Origin of the sequence: Synechococcus sp. MEDNS5 (genome assembly GCF_014279875.1) — a bacterium.
GTDB lineage: Bacteria > Cyanobacteriota > Cyanobacteriia > PCC-6307 > Cyanobiaceae > Synechococcus_C.
Genome location: NZ_CP047952.1, coordinates 466,504 through 488,034, shown reverse-complemented (window position 1 = coordinate 488,034; position 21,531 = coordinate 466,504). Strand labels below are relative to the sequence as shown.

Genomic DNA, 21,531 nt, shown 5'->3' with positions numbered 1-21,531 from the left:
GGGAAGCGCCCCTAGGATCCATCCCAACGAACGGGACGGATGACCTCAGCGGAACAGGCCACTCAGGCGCTCAGCGACCTCCGTGATGCAGGTAGCGACCGCTCACTTCTGGACCTCGGCTGGCTTGATCAGGTGCGAATCTCTCCACCGCGCGCTGTGATCCGTCTGAATCTGCCCGGCTTTGCCCAGGGCCAGCGCGAGCGAATCGTCAACGACGCACGCGCCCGTCTGCTGGGACTCGAGGGGATTGATGAAGTGCAGATCGAGGTGGGACAGCCCCCATCCCAGGGTGGGATCGGTCAGGCAGGTCATGGCCAGGCAGCTGAACGTCAGGCCATTCCTGGGGTGCACCATGTGATCGCCGTGAGCAGCGGCAAGGGTGGTGTCGGCAAGAGCACCGTGGCCGTCAATCTGGCCTGCGCCTTCGCCAGCCAGGGACTGCGGGTGGGACTGCTGGATGCTGATATCTACGGCCCCAATGCACCCACCATGTTGGGAGTGGCCGACCGTACCCCCGAGGTCAGCGGCAGCGGCGAGAACCAGTGCATGCAGCCGATCGAGACCTGTGGTGTGGCCATGGTGTCGATGGGGCTCTTGATTGAAGAAAACCAGCCGGTGATCTGGCGAGGTCCAATGCTTAACGGGATCATCCGTCAGTTTCTTTATCAAGTGAATTGGGGTGAACGGGATGTGCTGGTCGTGGACCTTCCACCAGGGACCGGCGATGCCCAGCTGTCACTCGCGCAGGCCGTTCCCATGGCAGGCGTCGTGATCGTGACAACCCCTCAGCAGGTGGCGTTGCAGGACGCCCGTCGGGGACTGGCCATGTTCCGCCAGATGGGAATCCAGGTGCTCGGCGTTGTCGAGAACATGAGCGCGTTCATCCCTCCGGATCAACCTGAAAAGCGTTACGCCCTGTTCGGGTCTGGTGGAGGCAAAACCCTTGCGGATGCCTTCGACGTTCCCCTGCTGGCGGAGATCCCCATGGAGATGCAGCTGCAGGCAGGAGGCGATCTGGGCCAGCCGATCACACTGGCCCAGCCGGACTCCATCAGTGCCAGGCAGTTCATCGAGCTGGCCGACCGACTCTCGCCAGTGGTGCAGTCCGGCCGCTGATCATGCTGACCGGACTGGGCCGCAGCGGACAAAAGCTTTTCTCGCAGTCTGGGAGCCGGCGCCGCCGAACCCGTGATCGCGACTGGATTCTCTGGGGTATCCCGCTCGCCATGATTGCCGTGGCCGGTCTCCTGATCGCCAGCACGCAGCGCCAAGCCAACTACGCCAACTGGTATCAACACTGGATCACCGCAGGGGTGGGAATCGGGATTGCGCTCCTGCTCGCGCGACTGTCGATGCTGAGGCTCAAACCCTTGCTGATTCCGATCTATGGAGCAACGGTGATCAGCCTTGTGGCGGTGCGGATGATCGGCACAACCGCTCTTGGCGCCCAGCGCTGGATCAGCATCGGCGGCGTGCATGTGCAGCCATCAGAGTTCGCCAAGCTGGCCGCCATCCTGCTGCTGGCCGCAGTGCTGGATCGCCACCCGGTGGAACGACCAGTGGATCTTCTCCGACCACTCGCCGTGATTTCACTTCCTTGGCTCTTGGTTTTCATCCAGCCAGATCTCGGCACCTCTCTGGTCTTCGGAGCTCTGCTGCTCACGATGCTCTATTGGTCTGGAATGCCATTTGAGTGGTTGCTCCTGCTGCTCTCACCGCTGATGACAGCGTTGCTGGCCGGCCTCTTTCCCTGGGGATTGGCCGCCTGGATTCCCCTGACCCTTGCGATCGCCTACCGATCCCTGCCTTGGAAACGGGTGGCCCTTGCCCTTGTCTCCCTGGTACAAGGGGCCTCGGCGTTAATCACTCCCTGGCTCTGGCAGAACGGATTGCAGGACTACCAGCGCGATCGTTTGGTGCTCTTTCTCGATCCCACAAAGGACCCCTTGGGTGGCGGCTACCACCTGCTCCAGAGCACGGTGGGCATTGGGTCAGGAGGACTGTTCGGCACCGGACTCCTCCAGGGACAACTCACCAAATTGCGATTCATCCCTGAACAACACACTGATTTCATCTTCAGCGCGCTGGGAGAGGAAACCGGATTTCTCGGCACAGCTCTCGTCGTGGTGGGCTTCATGCTGCTGATGTGGAGGCTCCTGCAGGTGGCTGGGAGGGCACGCTCGGATTTCGAATCTCTGGTGGTCATCGGAGTCGCCACCATGCTGATGTTCCAGGTGGTGGTGAACATCTTCATGACCATCGGCCTGGGCCCCGTCACCGGTATCCCCTTGCCTTTCCTGAGTTACGGACGTAGCGCCATGGTCGTGAATTTCATCGCTCTGGGGCTGTGTCTTTCGGTGGCTCGCCGCTCACGGCGCGCCTTGGTCCGTTGACGGACACCAGCACGCCACTGCATTCAATCCACCGCCTGATGGCCGAAGGAGTGCCTGCAGGCAAGGCAGATGACGCCCATGCTCGGCGTCTCTGGTGGGGAGCGCTCGAGGTTCTACAGCAACGGTTGCTTAGCGATCACTCCAGCTTGGAAGGAGTATGGATCGCTGCTCCCCTACCGGCCCTCTACGCACCCGAGCTACTGCAGCGATACCGAGGCTGGGTATGGGCACCTGAAGCCCTGACGCTTCTCAACGAGCTTCAGGGCAGCTCACTGCTGCCTTCTGACCTGATCAGCGCACCGACGGGTGTGGCAGAGGAGCCCCTCCTCAGCCACCGATTCCAGCGCATGACCCTGCATGCCGAGGACAGCCAAGATCCTTTCCTGCTGGTGATCACCACCAAACTGCAAGTCGCACTGGCGCTGCAGGGCCATGAAGGCCAGCGCAGGCTTTTAATGCGCAGCGAGCCCAGCCTTCTGACTGGGGTATTGAGACTGGTGGAGCAAAGGCTCAAAGAGGATGATCCGGCACAGGCCGAGGTTCTTCATCGGGCGCTGAACGACCTCGGCCCGCTTCAGAGCAGCGGGGATCTGGCACTTCAATTTTGGCCAGACCTCGCCCAGAGGCTGGCGTCGATGGCTCCCACCGTGACGCTTCAAACCGCCCACGAAACGCCCCAGGACGCTCCTCCATCGCACGCCTCAGGCGAAATTGATGCCGAACTCTCTCTGCTCGAAGCGATCGCCCATGAGGTGAGAACCCCCCTGGCGACCATCCGCACGCTGATCCGCTCGCTCCTGCGCCGCCGCGACCTTCCCGAGAAAGCGATGGAGCGTCTTCAGCAGATTGACACCGAATGCAGCGAGCAGATCGATCGCTTCGGGCTGATCTTTCAAGCGGCGGAACTGCAGAGGCAACCCGAAGGTCCATCACCGTTGGCCCGAACCGATCTGGGAGCGATGTTGCGACTGCTGTCCCCCATCTGGACGCAGCAACTCAAACGCAGAGGGGTGGGCTTCGCGATGACCGTTGCCGACTGCATGCCCTTCGTGCTGAGCGATCCCAGCCGACTGGAGCCGATGCTTGGGGGCCTGGTGGATCGCTGCAGCCGCAGCCTTCCTCCCGGAAGCAAGCTGCTTCTGACCCTGGAACCCGCAGGAGCTCGCCTCAAACTCCAACTCATTTCCCGCACCCCAGAACAGATCGCGGCCCAGACGATCGATCCGATGCCGCAGGAACGCTTGGGGCCGGTTCTCAGCTGGAACACCGACACCGGCAGTCTGCAGCTCAGCCAAACTGCGACCCGACGGTTGCTGGAAAGCCTCGGGGGGCGAGTGACCCAACGTCGGGACCGGGGACTCACTGTGTTCTTCCCAATCGCCGAACAATGTTGACGGGTGTGAAGTTTCCAGGCCTGTAGGGCGATCAGGGCCGAATCACGGTGCTACTTTCCAGCCGTAAAGGCATGCCGATTTCGCGAGGACAGCCATGACAGCAACGGCGTTGAACGGACAGCTTCCCCAGTTCATCGGCAGCACCGGAGGTCTTCTCAACTCTGCTGAAACAGAAGAGAAGTACGCGATCACCTGGACGAGCAATAGCGCTCAGGCCTTCGAACTTCCCACCGGAGGCGCAGCCATGATGAACGCCGGTGAAAACATCATGTATTTCGCCCGCAAGGAGCAGTGCCTGGCGCTCGGCACCCAGCTGCGGACCAAGTTCAAGCCCCGGATCGAGGACTACAAGATCTATCGGATTTTCCCCGGTGGTGACACTGAGTATCTCCATCCCAGCGATGGCGTGTTCCCTGAAAAGGTCAACGAAGGTCGGGCCATGGTGGGACACAATCCACGCCGCATCGGTCAGAACACCAATCCGGCCAACATCAAGTTCAGCGGACGCAACACCTTCGACGCTTGATCAGCTGAAAAGCTTGACCCATCCCCCCGGTCGGCCCGACCGGCATGATGGCTCGCGGTCGGTTCGACATCTCTGTTCATGCTCACACCCGACCGCACCGCATTCCTGGAAGCCGTTGCATCAGGCTCCACGTTGATTCCTGTGGCCAGCAGCTGGCCGGCAGATCTGGAAACACCCCTCACCACCTGGTTGAAAGTGGGCGAGGGACATCCCCCGGGAGTTTTGCTCGAATCCGTCGAGGGCGGCGAAACCCTGGGGCGTTGGAGTGTGGTGGCTTGCAATCCGCTCTGGACACTCTCTGCCAGGCACAACCAGCAGCAACGGATCTGGAGGGATGGGCTGCGAGAGACGTTTTCAGGCAATCCCTTCGAGACCCTTCGCGACTGCCTTACGCCCTACAAACCGGCGACCCTCTCCGGACTGCCTCCGCTCGGCCAGCTCTACGGAATGTGGGGCTATGAACTAATCCGCTGGATCGAGCCTTCGGTGCCAGTCCATTCGAATGATGGGGATGGGCCACCGGAAGGACTGTGGATGCTGATGGACAGCATCCTCATTTTCGATCAGGTGAAACGCCTGATCACGGCCGTGGCCTATGCCGACCTCTCCGGAGAACACAACGCTTCTACCGACCCAGAGGCAGCGTGGACTAATGCGATCGAGCGCATTCAGGCCCTGAAGCAGACGATGGCCGAGCCACTCCCCCCTGTGCGCCCGCTCAACTGGACACCCAGCCGAGGGGACACTCCATCGACATCCAGCAATCGAACCCAGGATGACTTTCAGCAGGCGGTTCTCAAGGCCAGGGACCACATCGCCGCCGGAGATGCCTTTCAACTGGTGATCAGCCAGAGACTCAGCACGGAGATCCGCCACCCACCCCTCGATCTCTACCGGAGTCTGCGCATGGTGAATCCATCGCCATACATGGCGTTCTTCGACTTTGGCGACTGGCAGCTGATCGGATCCAGTCCTGAAGTGATGGTTAAGGCCGAACCTGACCAAGGGGGTATCCGCGCTGTGCTGCGGCCGATTGCAGGAACAAGGCCTCGGGGAAGCAATGAACTTGAGGATCGGAGCCTGGAAGCGGAGCTGCTCGCCGATCCAAAGGAGCGAGCCGAACACGTGATGCTTGTCGATCTCGGTCGCAACGACCTCGGCCGCGTCTGTGTTCCCGGGTCAGTGGCAGTCCGCGAGCTGATGGTGATCGAGCGCTACTCCCATGTCATGCACATCGTCAGTGAGGTGGAGGGTCGACTGGCTCCGGGAAACGACATCTGGGATCTGCTGATGGCGTCCTTTCCTGCTGGCACAGTGAGCGGAGCTCCCAAGATCAGGGCGATGCAACTGATTAATGAGCTTGAACCCGACCCTCGCGGCCCCTACTCCGGTGTGTATGGGTCGGTGGATCTGGCGGGCGCTTTGAACACCGCCATCACCATCCGCACGATGGTCGTCAGGCCCAACCATGACGGCAGTTGGACCCTGCAGGTTCAGGCGGGCGCAGGCATCGTCGCGGACTCCAAACCTGAGGCTGAATACCAGGAAACCCTGAATAAAGCCCGAGGCATGCTGACCGCACTGGCCTGCCTTGAGGGCACCGGGTCATGACCAAGGATCATTTGCTCAAAGGCTTTGAGGTCGAACTGTTCACCGGTCGACGCGATGGTCGCAACGTCGGGATTGCAGCCACCGCCAAACAAGAACTCGAAGGCTTCGTCACGGAGCCGGATCACCGCAACCTCGAATACGTCACAGCTCCAGAATCGGACTATGGACCGCTCACGGAGGCTCTGCTCTCGCCACGACGCACCCTGCGGACATGGCTTCAGTCGCGGGACTTGACCTTGCTTCCCGGCAGCACTCTCAGTTTGGGAGATGCAACACGGTTTGAACGGTCCGATCCCAAGAATCCGTACCACGATCTGATTGAAGCCACCTACGGCACGGATGTGGTGACAGCCAGCATCCATATCAACCTCGGCATCGAAAATCCAGAGGCACTGTTCCAGGCTTTACGCCTGGTTCGATGTGAGGCGGCACTGATGCTCGCCCTCAGTGCCAGTTCCCCATTTCTCAATGGCGAGGTCACCGGAGCCCATTCCCAGCGCTGGCTGCAGTTCCCCCTCACGCCTGCTCGCGTCCCGTTGTTCGTCGATCATCAGCACTTCATTCGCTGGACAGAGGAGCAAATCGCAGCGGGGACAATGCATAACGTGCGCCATCTCTGGACATCCGTGCGCCCCAACGGTCCTGAGCGGCCTCATCAACTCAATCGGCTGGAGCTGCGCATCTGTGATCTGATCACCGATCCAGCCCATCTGCTGGCGATCACCACCTTGCTCGAACTCAGAGTTCAGCAGATCCTCCGTGCCCCCTCCGCTCACGACCCCATGACCAGGAGCTCGTTGAACCTGGACGACCTCGAGCAGCTCAGCCTGGACAATGACCGGGCAGCAGCCCAGACAAGCCTCGAGGCCACCCTCCATCACTGGGAAGACGGCCGGCCACTGCAGTGCAGAGACTGGCTGCTGATGTTGATCGAATCCGTGGAGCCTTTGGCAGCGGAACTCCACCTGAGCGAACGGCTTCAGCCCCTGGCCACCATCCTCGATCAGGGGAATCAGGCGATGCGCTGGCTGGCCAGTATTCGTGATGGTGGCACGATCCAAACCGTGCTCAGCAACAGCATCAGGGCGATGGAAGCGGAGGAATCCCCACTTGTTTCCGCACCCGGCCATCATGCTTTGGGATGATCATGACGGTTTCCGATCCCGGCGGGTCTTCAATGTCCTCCTCCTCCGCAGTCACTCCTGAGAGCGAACAGCCCAGGGCTGCGGTCAGCGAGGCTCCCGTCGGTGGACAGCTCCTGCAGCAGCGACTGGCCCTGGTCGAGGACCTTTGGCAGACTGTTCTTCGCAGCGAGTGCCCAGCGGAGCAGGCGGAGCGCCTGCTCCGCATGAAACAACTCAGCGACCCGGTCCTCCCTGACGGAAACGCAATCAGCAGTGACGCTTTGGTGTCGCTGATCAGGGACATGGACCTGTCGGAAGCCATCGCTGCGGCCCGGGCTTTTTCGCTCTATTTCCAATTGGTGAACATCCTCGAGCAACGCATCGAGGAAGACGGATACCTGGAGAGCATCGTCCGCTCGCAGGACATGGCGGAACAGATCAACCCGTTCGCACCGCCCCTGGCCACACAAACGGAACCGGCAACCTTCCGGGAACTTTTTGAACGCCTGCGCCGATTGAACGTTCCCCCTGCCCAGCTGGAAACCCTGCTGCAGGAGCTCGATATCCGCCTGGTCTTCACCGCCCACCCCACCGAGATCGTCCGTCACACGGTCCGCCATAAGCAGCGGCGGGTCGCGAGCCTGCTGCAGCAGCTTGAAACCAAAACTGAATCCAACGCCTTTGAAGCTGGAACCATCCGCCTTCAACTGGAAGAGGAAATCAGGCTGTGGTGGCGCACTGATGAGCTGCACCAGTTCAAACCATCGGTTCTCGATGAGGTTGATTACGCCCTGCACTACTTCCAGCAGGTGCTCTTCGATGCCATGCCCCAGCTGCGCCGGCGACTCTCCTCGGCACTGGCTTGTAGCTACCCGGATGTTCAACTGCCGCCGTCATCCTTCTGCACCTTCGGTTCCTGGGTTGGATCCGATCGCGATGGCAATCCCTCAGTCACGACTGACATCACCTGGCGAACGGCCTGCTATCAGCGCCAGCTGATGCTGGAGCGCTATGTGAGCGCGGTCCAGGGGCTTCGAGACCAGCTGAGCATCTCGATGCAGTGGAGCCAGGTCAGTGCTCCACTCCTTGAATCTCTGGAAATGGATCGGTTGCGGTTCCCCGAGGTCTACGAAGAGCGTGCCACCCGCTATCGCCTGGAGCCTTACCGACTCAAGCTGAGTTTTGTGCTTGAGCGGCTGCGCCTCACCCAGATCCGCAATCAGCAGCTGGCGGACGCCGGCTGGCGGGCTCCAGCGGATGGACTGGTGAGCTCCAACCCCGAAGGACCTCAAAGTGAATCGCTTCACTACGGCTCCGTGGCCGAGTTCCGCAGTGACCTTGAACTGATTCGCACGAGTTTGGTCAGTACAGACCTCACCTGCGAGCCCCTCGACACCCTGCTCACCCAGGTGCATATTTTCGGTTTTTGCCTTGCCGGCCTGGACATCCGTCAGGAGAGCACTCGCCACAGCGATGCTCTGGATGAAGTGAGCCGCTATCTCAACCCCGACCAGGCCTATGGAGATCTGAATGAACAGGAACGCGTGAACTGGCTGCTTCAGGAGCTGCAAACCCGCCGCCCCTTGATCCCACCCTCCGTGAGCTGGTCACCCACTACAGAAGAAACTGTTGATGTCTTCCGGACGCTGCATCGCCTCCAGGATGAATTTGGCAGTCGCATTTGCCGAACCTATGTGATCTCAATGAGTCACAGCGTTTCGGACCTGCTCGAAGTGCTTCTCCTGGCGAAGGAGGCGGGGCTTGTGGAACCTTCTGCAGGCCATGCCGACCTTCTGGTCGTTCCTCTCTTCGAAACCGTGGAGGATCTGCAGAGAGCTCCAGAGGTGATGGAACAGCTGTTCCAGAACCCTCTTTATCGCAACCTGCTTCCCAGAGTTGGCAGCCAAGGCCAACCCCTGCAAGAGCTGATGCTCGGGTATTCCGACAGCAACAAGGATTCGGGCTTCCTCTCCAGCAATTGGGAGATCCATAAAGCACAGATTGCCCTCCAGGACCTGGCGGCAAGGAACGGCCTAGCCCTGAGGCTGTTCCACGGACGCGGCGGTTCAGTCGGCAGAGGAGGGGGACCTGCTTACCAGGCGATTCTCGCTCAGCCCAGTGGCACGCTCCAGGGACGCATCAAGATCACGGAGCAAGGGGAAGTCCTCGCCTCGAAGTACAGCCTCCCTGAGCTGGCTCTCTACAACCTCGAAACCATGACCACCGCGGTCGTGCAGAACAGCCTGGTCACGAACCAACTGGATGCCACCCCCAGCTGGAACGATTTGATGGCTCGACTGGCCCGCTGCTCCCGGCGCCACTACCGCGCTTTGGTGCACGACAACCCAGATCTGGTCGCTTTCTTCGAGCAGGTGACGCCGATCGAGGAGATCAGCAAGCTTCAGATCTCCAGCCGGCCGGCCCGGCGCAAAACCGGAACGCGCGATCTCTCCAGCCTGCGGGCAATTCCCTGGGTGTTTGGCTGGACCCAAAGCCGCTTTCTGCTTCCCAGCTGGTTTGGTGTGGGCACAGCCCTGCACGAAGAGCTTGAGAACGACCCCGATCAGATGTCATTGCTGCGGACCCTCCACCAACGATGGCCCTTCTTCAGGATGCTCATCTCCAAGGTGGAGATGACCCTTTCCAAGGTGGATCTGGATCTGGCCCGTCACTACGTGACCAGCCTGGGGAGTGCCGATCACCGCGAAGCGTTCGACGGCATCTACAAGACCATCGCCGAGGAATACAGCCTTACCCGCCGCCTTGTTCTGGAGATCACAGGGCAAGAGCGACTGCTGGACGCAGATCCAGCCCTTCAGCTCTCTGTTGATTTGCGCAACCGCACCATCGTGCCGTTGGGATTTCTTCAGGTCGCCCTGCTGCGCCGTTTACGGGACCAGAATCGCCAACCACCGATGAGCGAATCTCCCAGCGACGGCGACGGTCGCACCTACAGCCGCAGCGAACTGCTTCGTGGTGCCCTTCTCACGATCAATGGCATCGCCGCAGGCATGCGCAACACCGGGTGATTGGCATTGCTTCCCTTCCGCAGACAACCCGCAGCGCCATCCCTCAAGGAGGGTTATTCCCTAAAAATTGACCACATCCCTGATGGAGCCAGCATCAATGCGCTGCTTAAGGCTTGCGGTGACCAGGTCCATCCAGAGGAGCGCTGGTCACTCGCCCTAAGCCGCAGTCTCTGGGTCATGACCATCCTGGACAACGATCATGCGCTTGCTGGGTTTGTACGCACCACAACCGATCAGGCTCTGAATGCCAACCTCTGGAACCTCGCAGCGCGGCCAGGGCCGGATCAAGTCCATCTGCTTGACGTTCTTGTTCACCGTTCCCTCGCGGTTCTGCGCAGAGATCTTCCGGGCTGCAGTATTTCGATTTCGGCACCTCCCCAGGCCCTAACCGCTCTGAAAACCCATGGATACATCCTCGATCCAGGGGGAATCCGAACCATGGGGTTAAGGCTCCGAGCCCTGGTGGAGCCTGACGAAACACGAGCATGGAGGGACTCGAACCCCCGACCCTCAGAACCGGAATCTGATGCTCTATCCAACTGAGCTACATGCCCACGCGGCAGTTGGGAGAACAACCACGATTTGGTTACCTTAGCGACACGTCGCACCCGGACCGATTCGGCTTCTCCGGCTTGAACTGCAGGCGTTCCGCAACCACTGCCACCTGCAGCTGGAGATCGAAGCGCCGCGTTTGCTGGTGATCGGCAGCAACGGCATCGGCAAATCCAACCTGCTGGAATCAGTGGAACTCCTGGGGAGTTTGCGCTCTCACCGCAGCAGTCAGGATGCGGATCTGATCCACTGGAACGCTTCAAGAGCTCTGTTGAAGGCCTCCTGCGTTGACGACATCGAAGTTGAGCTGGAGCTCCGCCGCCGCGGTGGCCGTCAGGCACGACGCAACGGCAAGGTGCTGCAGCGTCAGATGGATCTGATTGGGCCCCTGCGCTGTGTGGGCTTCAGTGCCCTGGATCTTCATCTTGTGCGGGGAGAACCGGCCCTAAGACGCCACTGGCTCGATCGGGTCGTGTTGCAACTGGAGCCGATCTATGCCGAGTTGATCGGACGGTACAACCGCCTCCTGCGCCAGCGCAGCCAGTTCTGGAGACGAGGGGGCGGAGGAACAAGCATCGAACACCAAGCGCTCCTGGACAGCTTCGACATTCAGATGGCTCTGGTCTGCACACGAATTCACCGGCGCCGACGCCGGGCTCTGTCGCGGCTCGAACCCCTGGCAGCGGCCTGGCAGTCACGCTTGAGCCAGGGCCATGAACAATTGGAGCTCCGCTACAGCCCAGGGAGCGTTTTGGAAGGGGAGGAGGCCGAAGAGCCCTGGCGACTGGCGATCGAACAGCAGCTGCACCGCCAACGCTGTGAGGAGGAACGGCTCGGCAGCTGCCGAGTCGGCCCCCATCGGGACGAGATCGACATGCTGCTGAATGGCACCATCGCCCGTCGCTTCGGGTCATCAGGTCAACAGCGCACCCTTGTTCTGGCGCTGAAACTGGCGGAACTGGAACTGGTGGGAGAGCTCTGCGGCCATCCACCGCTCCTGCTGCTGGACGATGTGCTGGCGGAATTGGATCCGCAGCGACAACTGGCCTTGCTGGAAGCGGTGGGTGACAGCCATCAGTGTCTTGTGAGTGCCACCCATCTCAACGCCTTTGAGGGCGAATGGCGGCAACGCTCACAGATTCTCAATGCTGATCATTTGAGAAACGGTTGAGATACAGCTAAAGTGGATGACTGTTTTCTTTTGCATCCTGATGGAGCAGACCCTGTCATGCCTGCATCCCAACCCGGGATGGGACGACGCTCAAACCCGCACCCCTGCCAGTGCCCCGATTGCCAGTGACACCGACATGGTGGGCAAGCACTGCATTCTCGAGCTTTACGATTGCGACAAAACCAAGCTCGACGACGAAGCTTTTTTGAGAACCACCATCACGACCGCTGCGAAACGTGCTGGTGCCACTCTTCTCAACCTCATCACCCATCGATTCGAACCACAAGGCGTCACTGGACTGGCTCTTCTGGCGGAATCTCACATCTCCATCCACACCTGGCCTGAAACCGGGTATGCAGCTGTGGATGTCTTCACGTGCGGCGATCACACCATGCCCGAGAAGGCTTGCCAGCACCTCTGCGATGAACTCAAGGCCATGAACCATGCGCTACGCAGCTTCTTACGGGAAACCCCGGCAGCTGTGGCGGAAGCAGAGCGGACGCCAGGTTGGTCTCCCCATTAAGGCCTTCCCATTGACCGAATGTTGGTGCCTGGAATCCTCAGCGCATGGTCGACATGCGATTGAGCTTTCCACTCACCAGCCCCTCAAGATCAACGCTGACCGATGTGAACCCCAGGGCTAAGAACTCCTGAACCAGTTCGCTGCGCATCGGCTCATTGAGAAAATCGCCGAGCTTGCTGGAAGGCACTTCAATCCGAGCCGCAAGCCCTTGACAGCGGACGCGCACGCGCGGAAATCCCCTGGCCATCAACGAGGATTCCGCCGCTCCGACCAGCCGCAGTCTTTGGTGCGTGATCACCTCCCCGTAAGGGAATCGCGAGGCGAGACAGGGTTGGGCCGGTTTATCCCACCAGGGAAAACCAAGGGCTTTGGAGAGTCGCCTGATGGTGGCTTTGTCGATCTGCAGCTCGGCCAGTGGCGATCGCACACCGGCCTGACGGGCCGCTTCAATCCCGGGCCGATGGTCTCCGAGGTCATCGAGATTCACCCCGTCTACAACCACTGCGCCTTCAGCGGCTCTGGCGATGTCTTTGAGGTGGTGATGCAGTTCCCGCTTGCAAGCGAAGCAGCGATCGATCGGATTCGAGCTGTAGTTCGGATCATCCAATTCGCTGGTTCCCACCTCCAGGTGACGGATCGCAAGCCAGCGGGCCTGGAGTCGCGCCTCGTCTAATAGATGAGGGGCAAGCGATGGAGACACACCCGTCACGGCAAAGGCGGACTCACCCAATTGTTCACAAGCAATGGCCGCCACAAGGGTGCTGTCCACTCCGCCTGAGTAGGCCACACAAACGCTTCCGGCTGATCGCAACAGGCCGCGCAGAGCCTCAAGGCGATCCTCGTCGCCCCGAGGCAATGATTCCAGCGGACGGAAGCGCGTTTCGGCCACTGAAGAACACAGGAATCTCAGTATGCTCCGATCGTACGCAGCGCCATCTCCTAAACGTCGATGGACGCAACACGCTCATCCGATACCTCAGACGGTGCGCGCCGGCGTAGCAACCGGGGCATCGGCATCGTCACAGCGGCGGACAGCAGGGAGCGCAGCCTCGGCCAGTTGCACGTCTATGACGGCGACGGCAAGGGCAAAAGTCAGGCGGCCCTGGGGGTTGTGCTGCGCACGATCGGCCTGGGTATCTGCGAGCAGCGCCGCACGCGGGTGCTGCTGCTGCGATTTCTGAAGGGACCTGGACGGGCTTATGACGAAGACGCTGCCATCGAGGCCCTGCAACAGGGTTTTCCCCATCTGATCGATCAGGTCCGCACGGGCCGCGCCGATTACTTCAATGCCGAAGAAGCCACACGCTTCGATCAGCAGGAGGCACAAAGGGGCTGGGACATTGCCCGTGGCGCCATTGCCAGCGCTCTGTATTCCGTCGTGGTGCTCGACGAGCTCAATCCCGTTCTGGATCTCGGCCTTCTCGAGATCAACGATGTAGTGCAAGCTCTCTCCTCCCGCCCGGAGGGAATGGAGATCATCGTGACCGGCCGTGGTGCACCCAGGCCTCTGATCCAAATCGCTGACTTGCATTCTGAGATGCGTGCCCACCGTCGGCCCTCAGATGACAACCAGCCTGTGGTGCCCTTCACCACACCAGGAGGGATTGAGATCTACACGGGTGAAGGCAAGGGCAAATCCACCAGCGCCCTCGGCAAAGCACTGCAGGCCATCGGACGCGGCATCAGCCAGGACAAGAGTCACCGAGTGCTCATTCTTCAGTGGCTGAAAGGGGGCAGCGGTTACACCGAGGATGCCGCCATCGCAGCATTGCGCGAGAGCTATCCACATCTGGTGGATCACTTGCGTTCGGGCCGCGACGCCATCGTCTGGCGCGGTCAGCAGCAGCCGATCGATTACGTGGAAGCAGAGAGGGCCTGGGAAATCGCCCGTGCAGCAATCGCCAGCGGGCTTTACAAAACGGTGATCCTCGATGAACTCAATCCCACCGTTGATCTCGAGCTTCTGCCGGTCGAGCCGATCGTGCAGGCCCTGCTTCGCAAGCCTGCAGAAACAGAGGTGATCATCACCGGCCGTTGCAAACATCCACCGGCCTATTTCGACCTCGCGAGTGTCCACTCGGAGATGGTCTGCCACAAGCATTACGCCGAGCAGGGCGTTGATCTGAAACGCGGGGTTGATTACTAAAGGTCAATAACGGGGCACCGAGGCATCCACCTCCTGGCTCCAGGCGTCGATTCCTCCTGTCACATTCACCGCCTGGATTCCGAAGCTCGTCAACAGGTCGACGGCCTTGGCTGATCGACCACCCAGTTTGCAATGCACGTAAACAGTTCGACCGGTCGCGAGCGAACGGATCCGCTCGATCGCGTCACCCGATTCGATAGAGGCCAGAGGAATCAGCTGGGATCCCTGAATCACCGCCACATCAGCCTCAGCCTGCTGCCGAACATCCAGGAGCACAAGATCGGTTCTCTCATCGAGCAACGCCTTGAGCTCACGCACTGAGATGCTGTTCATTCCCTGGAACTCCTCGTCCTCAACAGGACCCCCAGGATTACAGAACTGCTCGTAGTTCTCCAGATGTTCAATAGGGGGCCGATGAGGCCGGCGTTCGAGGCGCAGCTCCCTGAAACGCATGCTGAGGCTGTCAACCAAAAGCAAACGCCCGTCGAGGGTGTCACCGAGACCGGTGATCACCTTGATCGCTTCAGTCGCCTGAAGGAGACCGATCAATCCGGGCATCACACCCATCACACCGCCATCGGCGCAAGATGGCACAAGGTCCCGTGGAGGCGGCTGAGGCACGAGGTCGCGGTAATCGGGAGAGTGTGGCCCTTGGTTGAACACCGAGACCTGGCCTTCAAAACGCTGGACGGATCCATAAATGAACGGTCTGCCGAGCATCACGCAGGCGTCGCTGATCAGATATCGGGTCGGGAAATTATCCGAACCATCCACAACAAGGTCGTAGCCCTCAATCAACTGAAGAGCGTTCTCCGCCGTCAGCCTGCATGGATGCTCCTCCACCTGACAGTGCCCATTGAGATCCCCAATCCTTTTGCTGGCTGAAGAGGTTTTGACCTCACCGACAGAATCCTGGCCGTGGATCACCTGCCGCTGAAGATTGCTGAGATCGACGCGGTCATCGTCCACAATGCCGAGTCGGCCGATCCCGGCAGCAGCTAAATAGAGGAGAAGCGGGGAACCGAGGCCTCCAGCGCCGATACAGAGCACCGAGGCAGCCTTCAGACGCCTCTGACCGGCGAGTCCAAGTTCCGGCAGCGTGAGGTGGCGGGCGTACCGCCCCCGTTCTTGTGAGCTGAGTTCAGACAATTGACGCTGATCCGTCATCGAAGGGGGCGGCAATGACTGTTGATCGCACTCACGCCAGTGCTATCCAACGATGCACCATCAGGATCCACGAGGGGAAGGGGGTGGACCTTGGCAGCACTGGCGGGATCGGAACCAGGTCTTGGGCGGGATCGCTCCATCCACCATCCCGCCAGGCCACCAGAACCAGCGTCGATCACCACCACCCCATCCGCAGCAGCCCAACGTCTGTCGTTCCTGCTGGGATGTGGCTCACCTCCCGGATGAGAATGGGCGTTCCCCAAAACATGGAGTCCCCGGCGACGCGCCCAGCGGTGCGCAGCAATCTGCTCGAGCGGAGCGAGAGCGAACCGCGTCTGGCGTGAAGGAGGAACGCCACTGCCGCGGCCCGGTTGCTCCTCAAGACCCTGAAGGCCTGGACGCCAGACATTGCAGCAGGGCCAAACCACGCGCACTCTCGGCTCAGGACCGGAGTCCCCCAGCAGCAGGGCGCACCCCTCCTCCGGCGTCACTGCATGAAGCGATTTCCGCAAAACGATCAGGCAATCCCGATCGAAGCACAGTCGCCATGGCATTTGCGGAGGCTTGTCGATAAGGTCAGCGAGCATTAGATCCATGCCAAGGCGTCATGAGCGACGAAAGCACCACCCAGGTGAATGACACCGACGTCACGAATGCTGCCCCAGCTGGTGAGAGCGTCGATTTTGCTGAGCGATACAAGGACATTCTCGGCAAAGTGAATGAGACCCTCGACAAAGTCGATTGGGGCCAGGCCGGTCGTATCGGCAAGGTTGTAGGAATTTTCGCCGCGGTGATCGTTGCCCAGATCTTGATCAAGGGCATTCTCGACACCATCAATCTGCTTCCCGTCGTACCAGGCCTGCTGGAACTTCTGGGCGTGGTTGTTGTCGGCCAGTGGAGTTGGAAAAACCTCACCACCAGTGAGAAGCGCTCAGCCCTCGTCACCCGCATCCAGACACTCCGCAAGGAATACCTCGGTTGATGTTTACGGAGGGAGGTCAAGTCCCCCTCCGATTCCTTACAGAAGCGTCTTTCGTAGCCGATCGATCACTTGGCGGCAACGAGCTTGATAGCCGCCGCCGAACAAATTGGCGTGATTGAGCAGGTGATAAAGATTCAGAGCCTCCACTCGTTGCTCAGCGCCTTCCGGCAGCGGCCACTCAAGGTTGTAACCGTCGAGAAAACGGTGAGAAAATCCGCCGAAGAGTTGCGTCATGGCGAGATCGACCTCGCGATCCGCCCACCAGCTGGCAGGGTCGATCAGTAGCCCCCGTCCATCGGCCAGCACGCCGGCATTGCCCGCCCAGAGATCCCCATGCACCAAACAGGGGTCGGGACCATGTTCGCCAAGCCACTGGGCCAGCGGAGCAAGAAGAGAGGAGAAGTGATTCTCATGCAACGACCAGGCCTCAGCCAAGCGCAGCTGAGGCTTCAAACGCAGCTCAACAAAGGCCTCACCCCAGTCATCACACCATCCGGCCGGCTGGGGGCCGAGACCGATGAAGCCGTCATGGTCCCAACCAAACCGTGAAGGACCGTTCAGCGACGACCTCCTGTGCAAACGGGCCAGACCTCTGCCGAGGTTGAACTGATCGCCATTCCCCATCTCCCACCAAGGGAGCACCAGAACCCCCCGATACTCGAGGGGGATCCACGCCAGCACATCCACAACCTCAACAAGGTTGGCATCAGCCCACCGGCGCAGGGACCGCAGCCCCCGTTGCTCAGCCTCAAGAAGGGCAGGATCGGAGATCTTGAGAAACCAAGCGCTGCCGTCACTGAGGTCTGCTCTCCAACAGGCTCCGAGCTCACCACCGCCGACAGGTCCGATCGACCTCACGCACCGTCCCCGCAGCAGGTCTTGTTCCTTGGAAAGGATCTGCTCGAGCTGATCCCGCATCCACACGCACCAGAAAGCAGCTGCCAGCATGCCGGCATGGACAGCTCCAGGGACGCGATTGTGATTGGAGGCGGCATTGCCGGCCTCACTGCAGCGGCCTTGCTGGCTCGCGAAGGGTTGTCAGTGACCCTCTTGGAGGCCCACCACCAGCTCGGAGGCTGCGCTGGAACCTTCAAGCGGGGGCGCTACACCTTCGATGTCGGCGCCACACAGGTGGCAGGTCTTGAACCGGGCGGAAGCCATGCCCGACTGTTTCGCCATCTCGGCCTGGAGCCTCCTGCCGCGGAACGCCTCGATCCAGGCTGTGTGGTGAATCTGAATGACGGGTCACCCCCCATCCACCTCTGGCATGACCCCCAACGCTGGTTGGAGGAACGGGCGCGCCAATTCCCTGGAACGGAGCGGTTCTGGGAGCTGTGCAGCTGGATTCATCGCCAGAACTGGCAATTCGCCGCAGCCGACCCCGTACTGCCTGTGCGTTCAGGCTGGGATCTGAGCAGAACGCTCAAAGCACTCACACTCGGCAATCTCGCCACGGCACCTCTCAGTCTTCTCACCGTTGCCGATCTTCAGAGGCTCTGCGGCTGCGGAAGCAACCATCGCCTGCGCCGTTTTCTCGACCTGCAGCTCAGGCTCTATTCCCAGCAGCCGGCCGATCAAACGGCGGCGCTCTACGGAGCCACCGTTTTGCAAATGTGCCAGGCACCCCTTGGCCTCTGGCACCTGCAGGGTTCCATGCAGTGCCTCAGCCACCATCTCCTGACCTCCCTTCAGCGGGATGGCGCCGAGGTACTCCTACGCCATCGCGCCGTCTTGCTGGAGCGAAACCGAACCAGCGGCGGCTGGACCGTGCAGATGGAGCTGCCAGGAGGTGAGCGACGGTCCTTGCAAGCAGCCGATGTGGTGTGCAGTCTTCCGCCTCAGTGCTTGCCCTCGTTGATTCCAGACAAGAACGTTCTCGGCCAGTCCTATCGCCGCCGGCTCCAAACCCTTCACGCTCCCAGTGGGGCACTGGTGTTCTACGGAGCGGTGAACCGACGCGATCTTCCTGAAGCCTGTCCAGGCCATCTGCAGTGCGATTGGGACACGCCAGGGTCCCTCTTCCTCTCGATCAGCAGGGATGGAGATGGCCGTGCCCCGGCCGGCGAGGCCACGGTGATCGCCAGCGTGTTCACCACCCCTGAGGGTTGGCATGACCTTCCGGAAGAGGACTACCAGAAACGCAAACAAGCTGTGCTGGAGCAAATGCGCCGCGGCGTTGAACACGCCCTGACGCTTCCTGCCGAGGCCTGGCTCCACACCGAGCTGTCCACCCCCCGTGGCTTCGCCTACTGGACAGGTCGCCCGAAGGGTGTTGTGGGCGGTCTGGGACAAAGTCCGGATCGCTTCGGTCCATTCGGTCTGGCCAGTCGCAGTCCGATCAGCAAGCTTTGGCTCTGCGGTGATTCGATTCACCCCGGCGAGGGGACCGCCGGAGTGACGCTGTCGGCCCTGATGGCTTGCAGTCAGCTGGTGGAGGAACGAGGCCGAACGCTCACTCTGGCGAACTGAGCGGATCGGGTCCCTTTTCGACAAACCCTGGACGCAGGGCGCTGGTCTTGTGCAATTCATTTTCGAGCTGAGCCCAGTGACCACTGAGAATTGCCTCCTCCAGCTGTTCAAGGCTCCAGCGATAAGCGGCCAATGCCTTGAGCAGGGCTGCCGTGTTGCGGCACGCCATCGCCGTACCCAGGGCAGGGTTGCCCCCGCCAACACGGGTGGTGTCAGCAAAACCGCTGGAAGCCAGACGCCGGGCGAGATCCTGAACCCTTGGATCCCGTTCGTCTCCTGCCGCCCTCAACAAAGCAGCGCTCACCATCACCGGCAGGTGGGAGACCAGAGCCACGGCCTGGTCGTGGCAGGCAGCATCCGCTGTGATCCACTCGCTTCCAAGCCCTTCAGCCAACACCTTCACGCTGGCCAAGGCCTGGGGATCGGTCGACGGCTCAGGCGTCGCCACCCACGGACGGCCTCGGAACAATCCAGGTAAACCTGCATCGACACCGGACTGATCCGTTCCTGCCATGGGATGGGTCGCCACGAAACGAGGGTGACGGTGGCGCCAGACCTCAAGCACCGCCCCTTTCACGGACCCCACATCCGTCACAACGGCATTGACCGGTAATGCCTCGACCAACTGTGGCTCAGGCTTCAGCAGCGCTTCGATCGGAAGGGCCAGGATCACGGTGTTGCAGTCGCTGAGGCAGGAGGAATCGCAACTGACTTCGTCCACCAACCCCCGCTGCATGGCACGAGCCGCTGTGCTGTCGCGATGCACAAGCCCGGTGACCGACACACCCTGCTGACGAAGGTCGAGAGCGATCGAGCCACCGATCAGACCGAGGCCAACCACACCAACTTTTCCGAGAGCCTCCAGCCCAGTGCTCCGCTCCTCGCCCATGCCTACCCAGCCAAGGCCACCATGTTGCTTCACCTCTCAACAAAGCAGGCATGGTCAGGTTGAACCATTCCTGATCAGAGGGCTCCGTAGGGTTACCCGATGCTGGAAGTTCAGGCCCATCAGCAGCTGAAGCATCTGCTCCGTGCGGATGCCGGACAGTGGGAGCATCAACTGACGTTGAGTCGGCTGGTGGGCCGTAGCCTGCGCCGCCGCGATCAAACCAGCATCCAGCTCTCTGCCGGCAGCGATGAACGCTGGTGGCTTGCCCTGCTCGTTCCCCTCTGCCTCCAGAGCCGCAACACCGTTCTGGTGCTGGATCCGCAGCAACGGCAGCGCTTTCTCAGCCTGGAGCGTCCCCGCCTGCTCCAGAGCGACCTACGGCTCGGATGCTGGAGCAGTGTTCATCCACCCACGAGCGATCAATTGTGGCTGCTCACTCCCAGCCAGCTGATCACGGCGTACCGCCTCGGGCACCTCCGGCATGACGACCACCTGGTGATTCCAGAGGCAGAGCATCTGGCCACACGACTCCGGGACGCCATGGCCGTGCAGCTCGAGGCGCGCCATTGGGAAGAGCTCAGAACCGCCTTTCCTGCCACTGGCCAGGGACTTCTGGACCTGCACGAACGCTTGAGCCGGCAACTATTCGCCCGTGGTTCCGGCAAGTGCCGCCAGCTCTCCATGCCGGACAGCGCCCTGACCAGCATCCGCGATCTACTGCAACTGACAGGCCAGGCGCCGGAACCCTGGTGTCAGCTCACAACCATGGCGATGGACACCTGGGCGAGCTGGGCCCGACTCGACCATGAACACCTGCAGTGGCAATGGACGCTTCAGCCCCTGGAGCCCCTTGAGGAAATCCAAGGCCTGTTCAGCACTCGGCCCTGGACCCTGATTCATGGCGATGGGGGATGCCGCAGATCCTCCAATCCAACACCTCCCGACCGTGACGATCCCGTCATCCGGATCGATCTACGCGAGCCGCCACGCAGCGAACCGATCCCGATCTACGCCCCCCGCAGGCAACCCCTGCCCAACACGGAGATCTACGCCAGCCATCTGCTCGATCAATGCCGGCGTCTCATCCTTGGCCGCTCAGGTCTGACGGTGGTTCTTGCGAATGACACAGCCCTGCTCCAGAGACTGGCCAGCGAACTGGCGGCGGAATTCGGCAGCAGGGTGACCCTGGATCGTGCTTGCGACAAACCCAATGGCGTGATCTGCACCAGTTGGAGCTGGTGGATGACGCATCAACCAACCCTGCCGGAACCGGATCAGCTCATCACAGCTCTGCTGCCGATCGCGAGCCTGGAAGATCCACTCACGGCTGCGCGTGTGAAAGTTTTGAAAAAACAAGGTCGCGACTGGTTCAGAGACCTGCTTCTGCCAGAGGCGTTGGCCATCCTGATTCCCGCCATTGCCCCCCTCAGGCGCAGTGGCGGCCGTCTGGCCATTCTGGATGGTCGGGTGCGAAGCCGAAGCTGGGGGGAGCAAGTGTTCCAAGCACTGGAGCCTTGGAGTTCACTGCAACGGCTTCGACCGGACTGAAGGACAC

The 21,531-nt window shown here is 60.9% G+C and carries 18 protein-coding genes and 1 tRNA gene; 13 read left to right on the top strand and 6 right to left on the bottom strand.

The annotated features are described in order from the left end of the window. Positions 1-39: 39 nt before the first annotated feature. The 7 genes from SynMEDNS5_RS02255 to ppc all read left to right on the top strand — a co-directional run bounded on the left by SynMEDNS5_RS02255 (position 40) and on the right by ppc (position 10,077). Positions 40-1,116 (top strand): Mrp/NBP35 family ATP-binding protein, encoded by a 1,077-nt coding sequence (locus tag SynMEDNS5_RS02255; RefSeq protein ID WP_186584107.1) that lies wholly within the window; start codon positions 40-42, stop codon positions 1,114-1,116. Positions 1,117-1,118: 2 nt separating this feature from the next. After that, positions 1,119-2,393, top strand: a complete 1,275-nt coding sequence (gene rodA, locus SynMEDNS5_RS02250) for a rod shape-determining protein RodA (RefSeq protein ID WP_186584106.1) — start codon at positions 1,119-1,121, stop codon at positions 2,391-2,393. Positions 2,394-2,431: 38 nt separating this feature from the next. Continuing rightward, entirely contained in the window at positions 2,432-3,787 is a 1,356-nt protein-coding gene (locus SynMEDNS5_RS02245) for a HAMP domain-containing histidine kinase (RefSeq protein WP_186585791.1), read from the top strand. Positions 3,788-3,881: 94 nt separating this feature from the next. Continuing rightward, entirely contained in the window at positions 3,882-4,313 is a 432-nt protein-coding gene (locus SynMEDNS5_RS02240) for a photosystem I reaction center subunit II PsaD (protein ID WP_011932371.1), read from the top strand. 78 nt (positions 4,314-4,391) lie between these two features. Continuing rightward, a complete protein-coding gene (locus tag SynMEDNS5_RS02235) occupies positions 4,392-5,924 on the top strand; it encodes an anthranilate synthase component I family protein (RefSeq protein ID WP_186584105.1) in 1,533 nt (510 codons plus the stop codon). Further along, positions 5,921-7,069: a glutamate--cysteine ligase gene (gene gshA, locus SynMEDNS5_RS02230; RefSeq protein ID WP_186584104.1), complete on the top strand. Its 1,149-nt coding sequence runs from the start codon at positions 5,921-5,923 to the stop codon at positions 7,067-7,069. Before SynMEDNS5_RS02235 ends, gshA begins: the two co-directional genes overlap by 4 nt. Positions 7,070-7,101: 32 nt before the next feature. Next, complete coding sequence (gene ppc / locus SynMEDNS5_RS02225) at positions 7,102-10,077, top strand: phosphoenolpyruvate carboxylase (RefSeq protein WP_370593559.1); 2,976 nt, start codon at positions 7,102-7,104, stop codon at positions 10,075-10,077. Positions 10,078-10,557: 480 nt separating this feature from the next. Here the strand turns inward: ppc and SynMEDNS5_RS02220 are convergent. Then, positions 10,558-10,631: transfer RNA gene (locus SynMEDNS5_RS02220), tRNA-Arg, on the bottom strand. Positions 10,632-10,693: 62 nt separating this feature from the next. On the opposite strand from SynMEDNS5_RS02220, the gene recF reads away from it, so the two are divergent. Both recF and speD read left to right on the top strand, forming a co-directional pair. After that, positions 10,694-11,800: a DNA replication/repair protein RecF gene (gene recF / locus SynMEDNS5_RS02215; RefSeq protein ID WP_186585790.1), complete on the top strand. Its 1,107-nt coding sequence runs from the start codon at positions 10,694-10,696 to the stop codon at positions 11,798-11,800. A 40-nt stretch (positions 11,801-11,840) separates the two neighbouring features. Further along, positions 11,841-12,323, top strand: coding sequence for an adenosylmethionine decarboxylase (gene speD, locus SynMEDNS5_RS02210; protein WP_186585789.1), 483 nt, complete (start codon positions 11,841-11,843; stop codon positions 12,321-12,323). Positions 12,324-12,360: 37 nt separating this feature from the next. Here speD and larE read toward each other — a convergent pair whose 3' ends face one another. Then, positions 12,361-13,212, bottom strand: a complete 852-nt coding sequence (larE, locus tag SynMEDNS5_RS02205) for an ATP-dependent sacrificial sulfur transferase LarE (protein WP_186584102.1) — start codon at positions 13,210-13,212, stop codon at positions 12,361-12,363. Positions 13,213-13,272: 60 nt separating this feature from the next. On the opposite strand from larE, the gene SynMEDNS5_RS02200 reads away from it, so the two are divergent. Beyond that, on the top strand, positions 13,273-14,469 hold the full coding sequence (locus SynMEDNS5_RS02200) for a cob(I)yrinic acid a,c-diamide adenosyltransferase (RefSeq protein ID WP_186584101.1): 1,197 nt from the start codon (positions 13,273-13,275) through the stop codon (positions 14,467-14,469). A gap of 3 nt (positions 14,470-14,472) precedes the next feature. Here the strand turns inward: SynMEDNS5_RS02200 and moeB are convergent, their stop codons facing one another. Both moeB and SynMEDNS5_RS02190 read right to left on the bottom strand, forming a co-directional pair. After that, entirely contained in the window at positions 14,473-15,636 is a 1,164-nt protein-coding gene (gene moeB / locus SynMEDNS5_RS02195; RefSeq protein ID WP_186584100.1) for a molybdopterin-synthase adenylyltransferase MoeB, read from the bottom strand. Continuing rightward, the gene (locus SynMEDNS5_RS02190) at positions 15,633-16,223 is read right to left on the bottom strand and encodes a M67 family metallopeptidase (protein ID WP_255440248.1); all 591 of its coding nucleotides are present in this window, start codon (positions 16,221-16,223) and stop codon (positions 15,633-15,635) included. The genes moeB and SynMEDNS5_RS02190 overlap by 4 nt, the downstream gene beginning before the upstream one ends. A 20-nt stretch (positions 16,224-16,243) precedes the next feature. Here SynMEDNS5_RS02190 and SynMEDNS5_RS02185 point away from each other — a divergent pair, with 20 nt between their 5' ends. Continuing rightward, positions 16,244-16,618 carry a CAAD domain-containing protein gene (locus SynMEDNS5_RS02185; protein WP_186584099.1) on the top strand — a complete coding sequence of 125 codons (375 nt, stop codon included), beginning with the start codon at positions 16,244-16,246 and terminating at the stop codon, positions 16,616-16,618. A 36-nt stretch (positions 16,619-16,654) separates the two neighbouring features. On the opposite strand, the gene SynMEDNS5_RS02180 is transcribed toward SynMEDNS5_RS02185, so the two are convergent. Further along, the gene (locus tag SynMEDNS5_RS02180) at positions 16,655-17,566 is read right to left on the bottom strand and encodes a fructosamine kinase family protein (protein ID WP_186584098.1); all 912 of its coding nucleotides are present in this window, start codon (positions 17,564-17,566) and stop codon (positions 16,655-16,657) included. Positions 17,567-17,572: 6 nt separating this feature from the next. On the opposite strand from SynMEDNS5_RS02180, the gene crtD reads away from it, so the two are divergent. Next, the gene (gene crtD, locus SynMEDNS5_RS02175; protein ID WP_186584097.1) at positions 17,573-19,087 is read left to right on the top strand and encodes a C-3',4' desaturase CrtD; all 1,515 of its coding nucleotides are present in this window, start codon (positions 17,573-17,575) and stop codon (positions 19,085-19,087) included. On the opposite strand, the gene SynMEDNS5_RS02170 is transcribed toward crtD, so the two are convergent. Then, a complete protein-coding gene (locus tag SynMEDNS5_RS02170) occupies positions 19,071-19,976 on the bottom strand; it encodes a prephenate/arogenate dehydrogenase (RefSeq protein ID WP_186584096.1) in 906 nt (301 codons plus the stop codon). The genes crtD and SynMEDNS5_RS02170 overlap by 17 nt on opposite strands. A gap of 99 nt (positions 19,977-20,075) precedes the next feature. Here SynMEDNS5_RS02170 and SynMEDNS5_RS02165 point away from each other — a divergent pair, with 99 nt between their 5' ends. After that, positions 20,076-21,524, top strand: coding sequence for a helicase (locus SynMEDNS5_RS02165; protein ID WP_186584095.1), 1,449 nt, complete (start codon positions 20,076-20,078; stop codon positions 21,522-21,524). Positions 21,525-21,531: the final 7 nt, after the last annotated feature.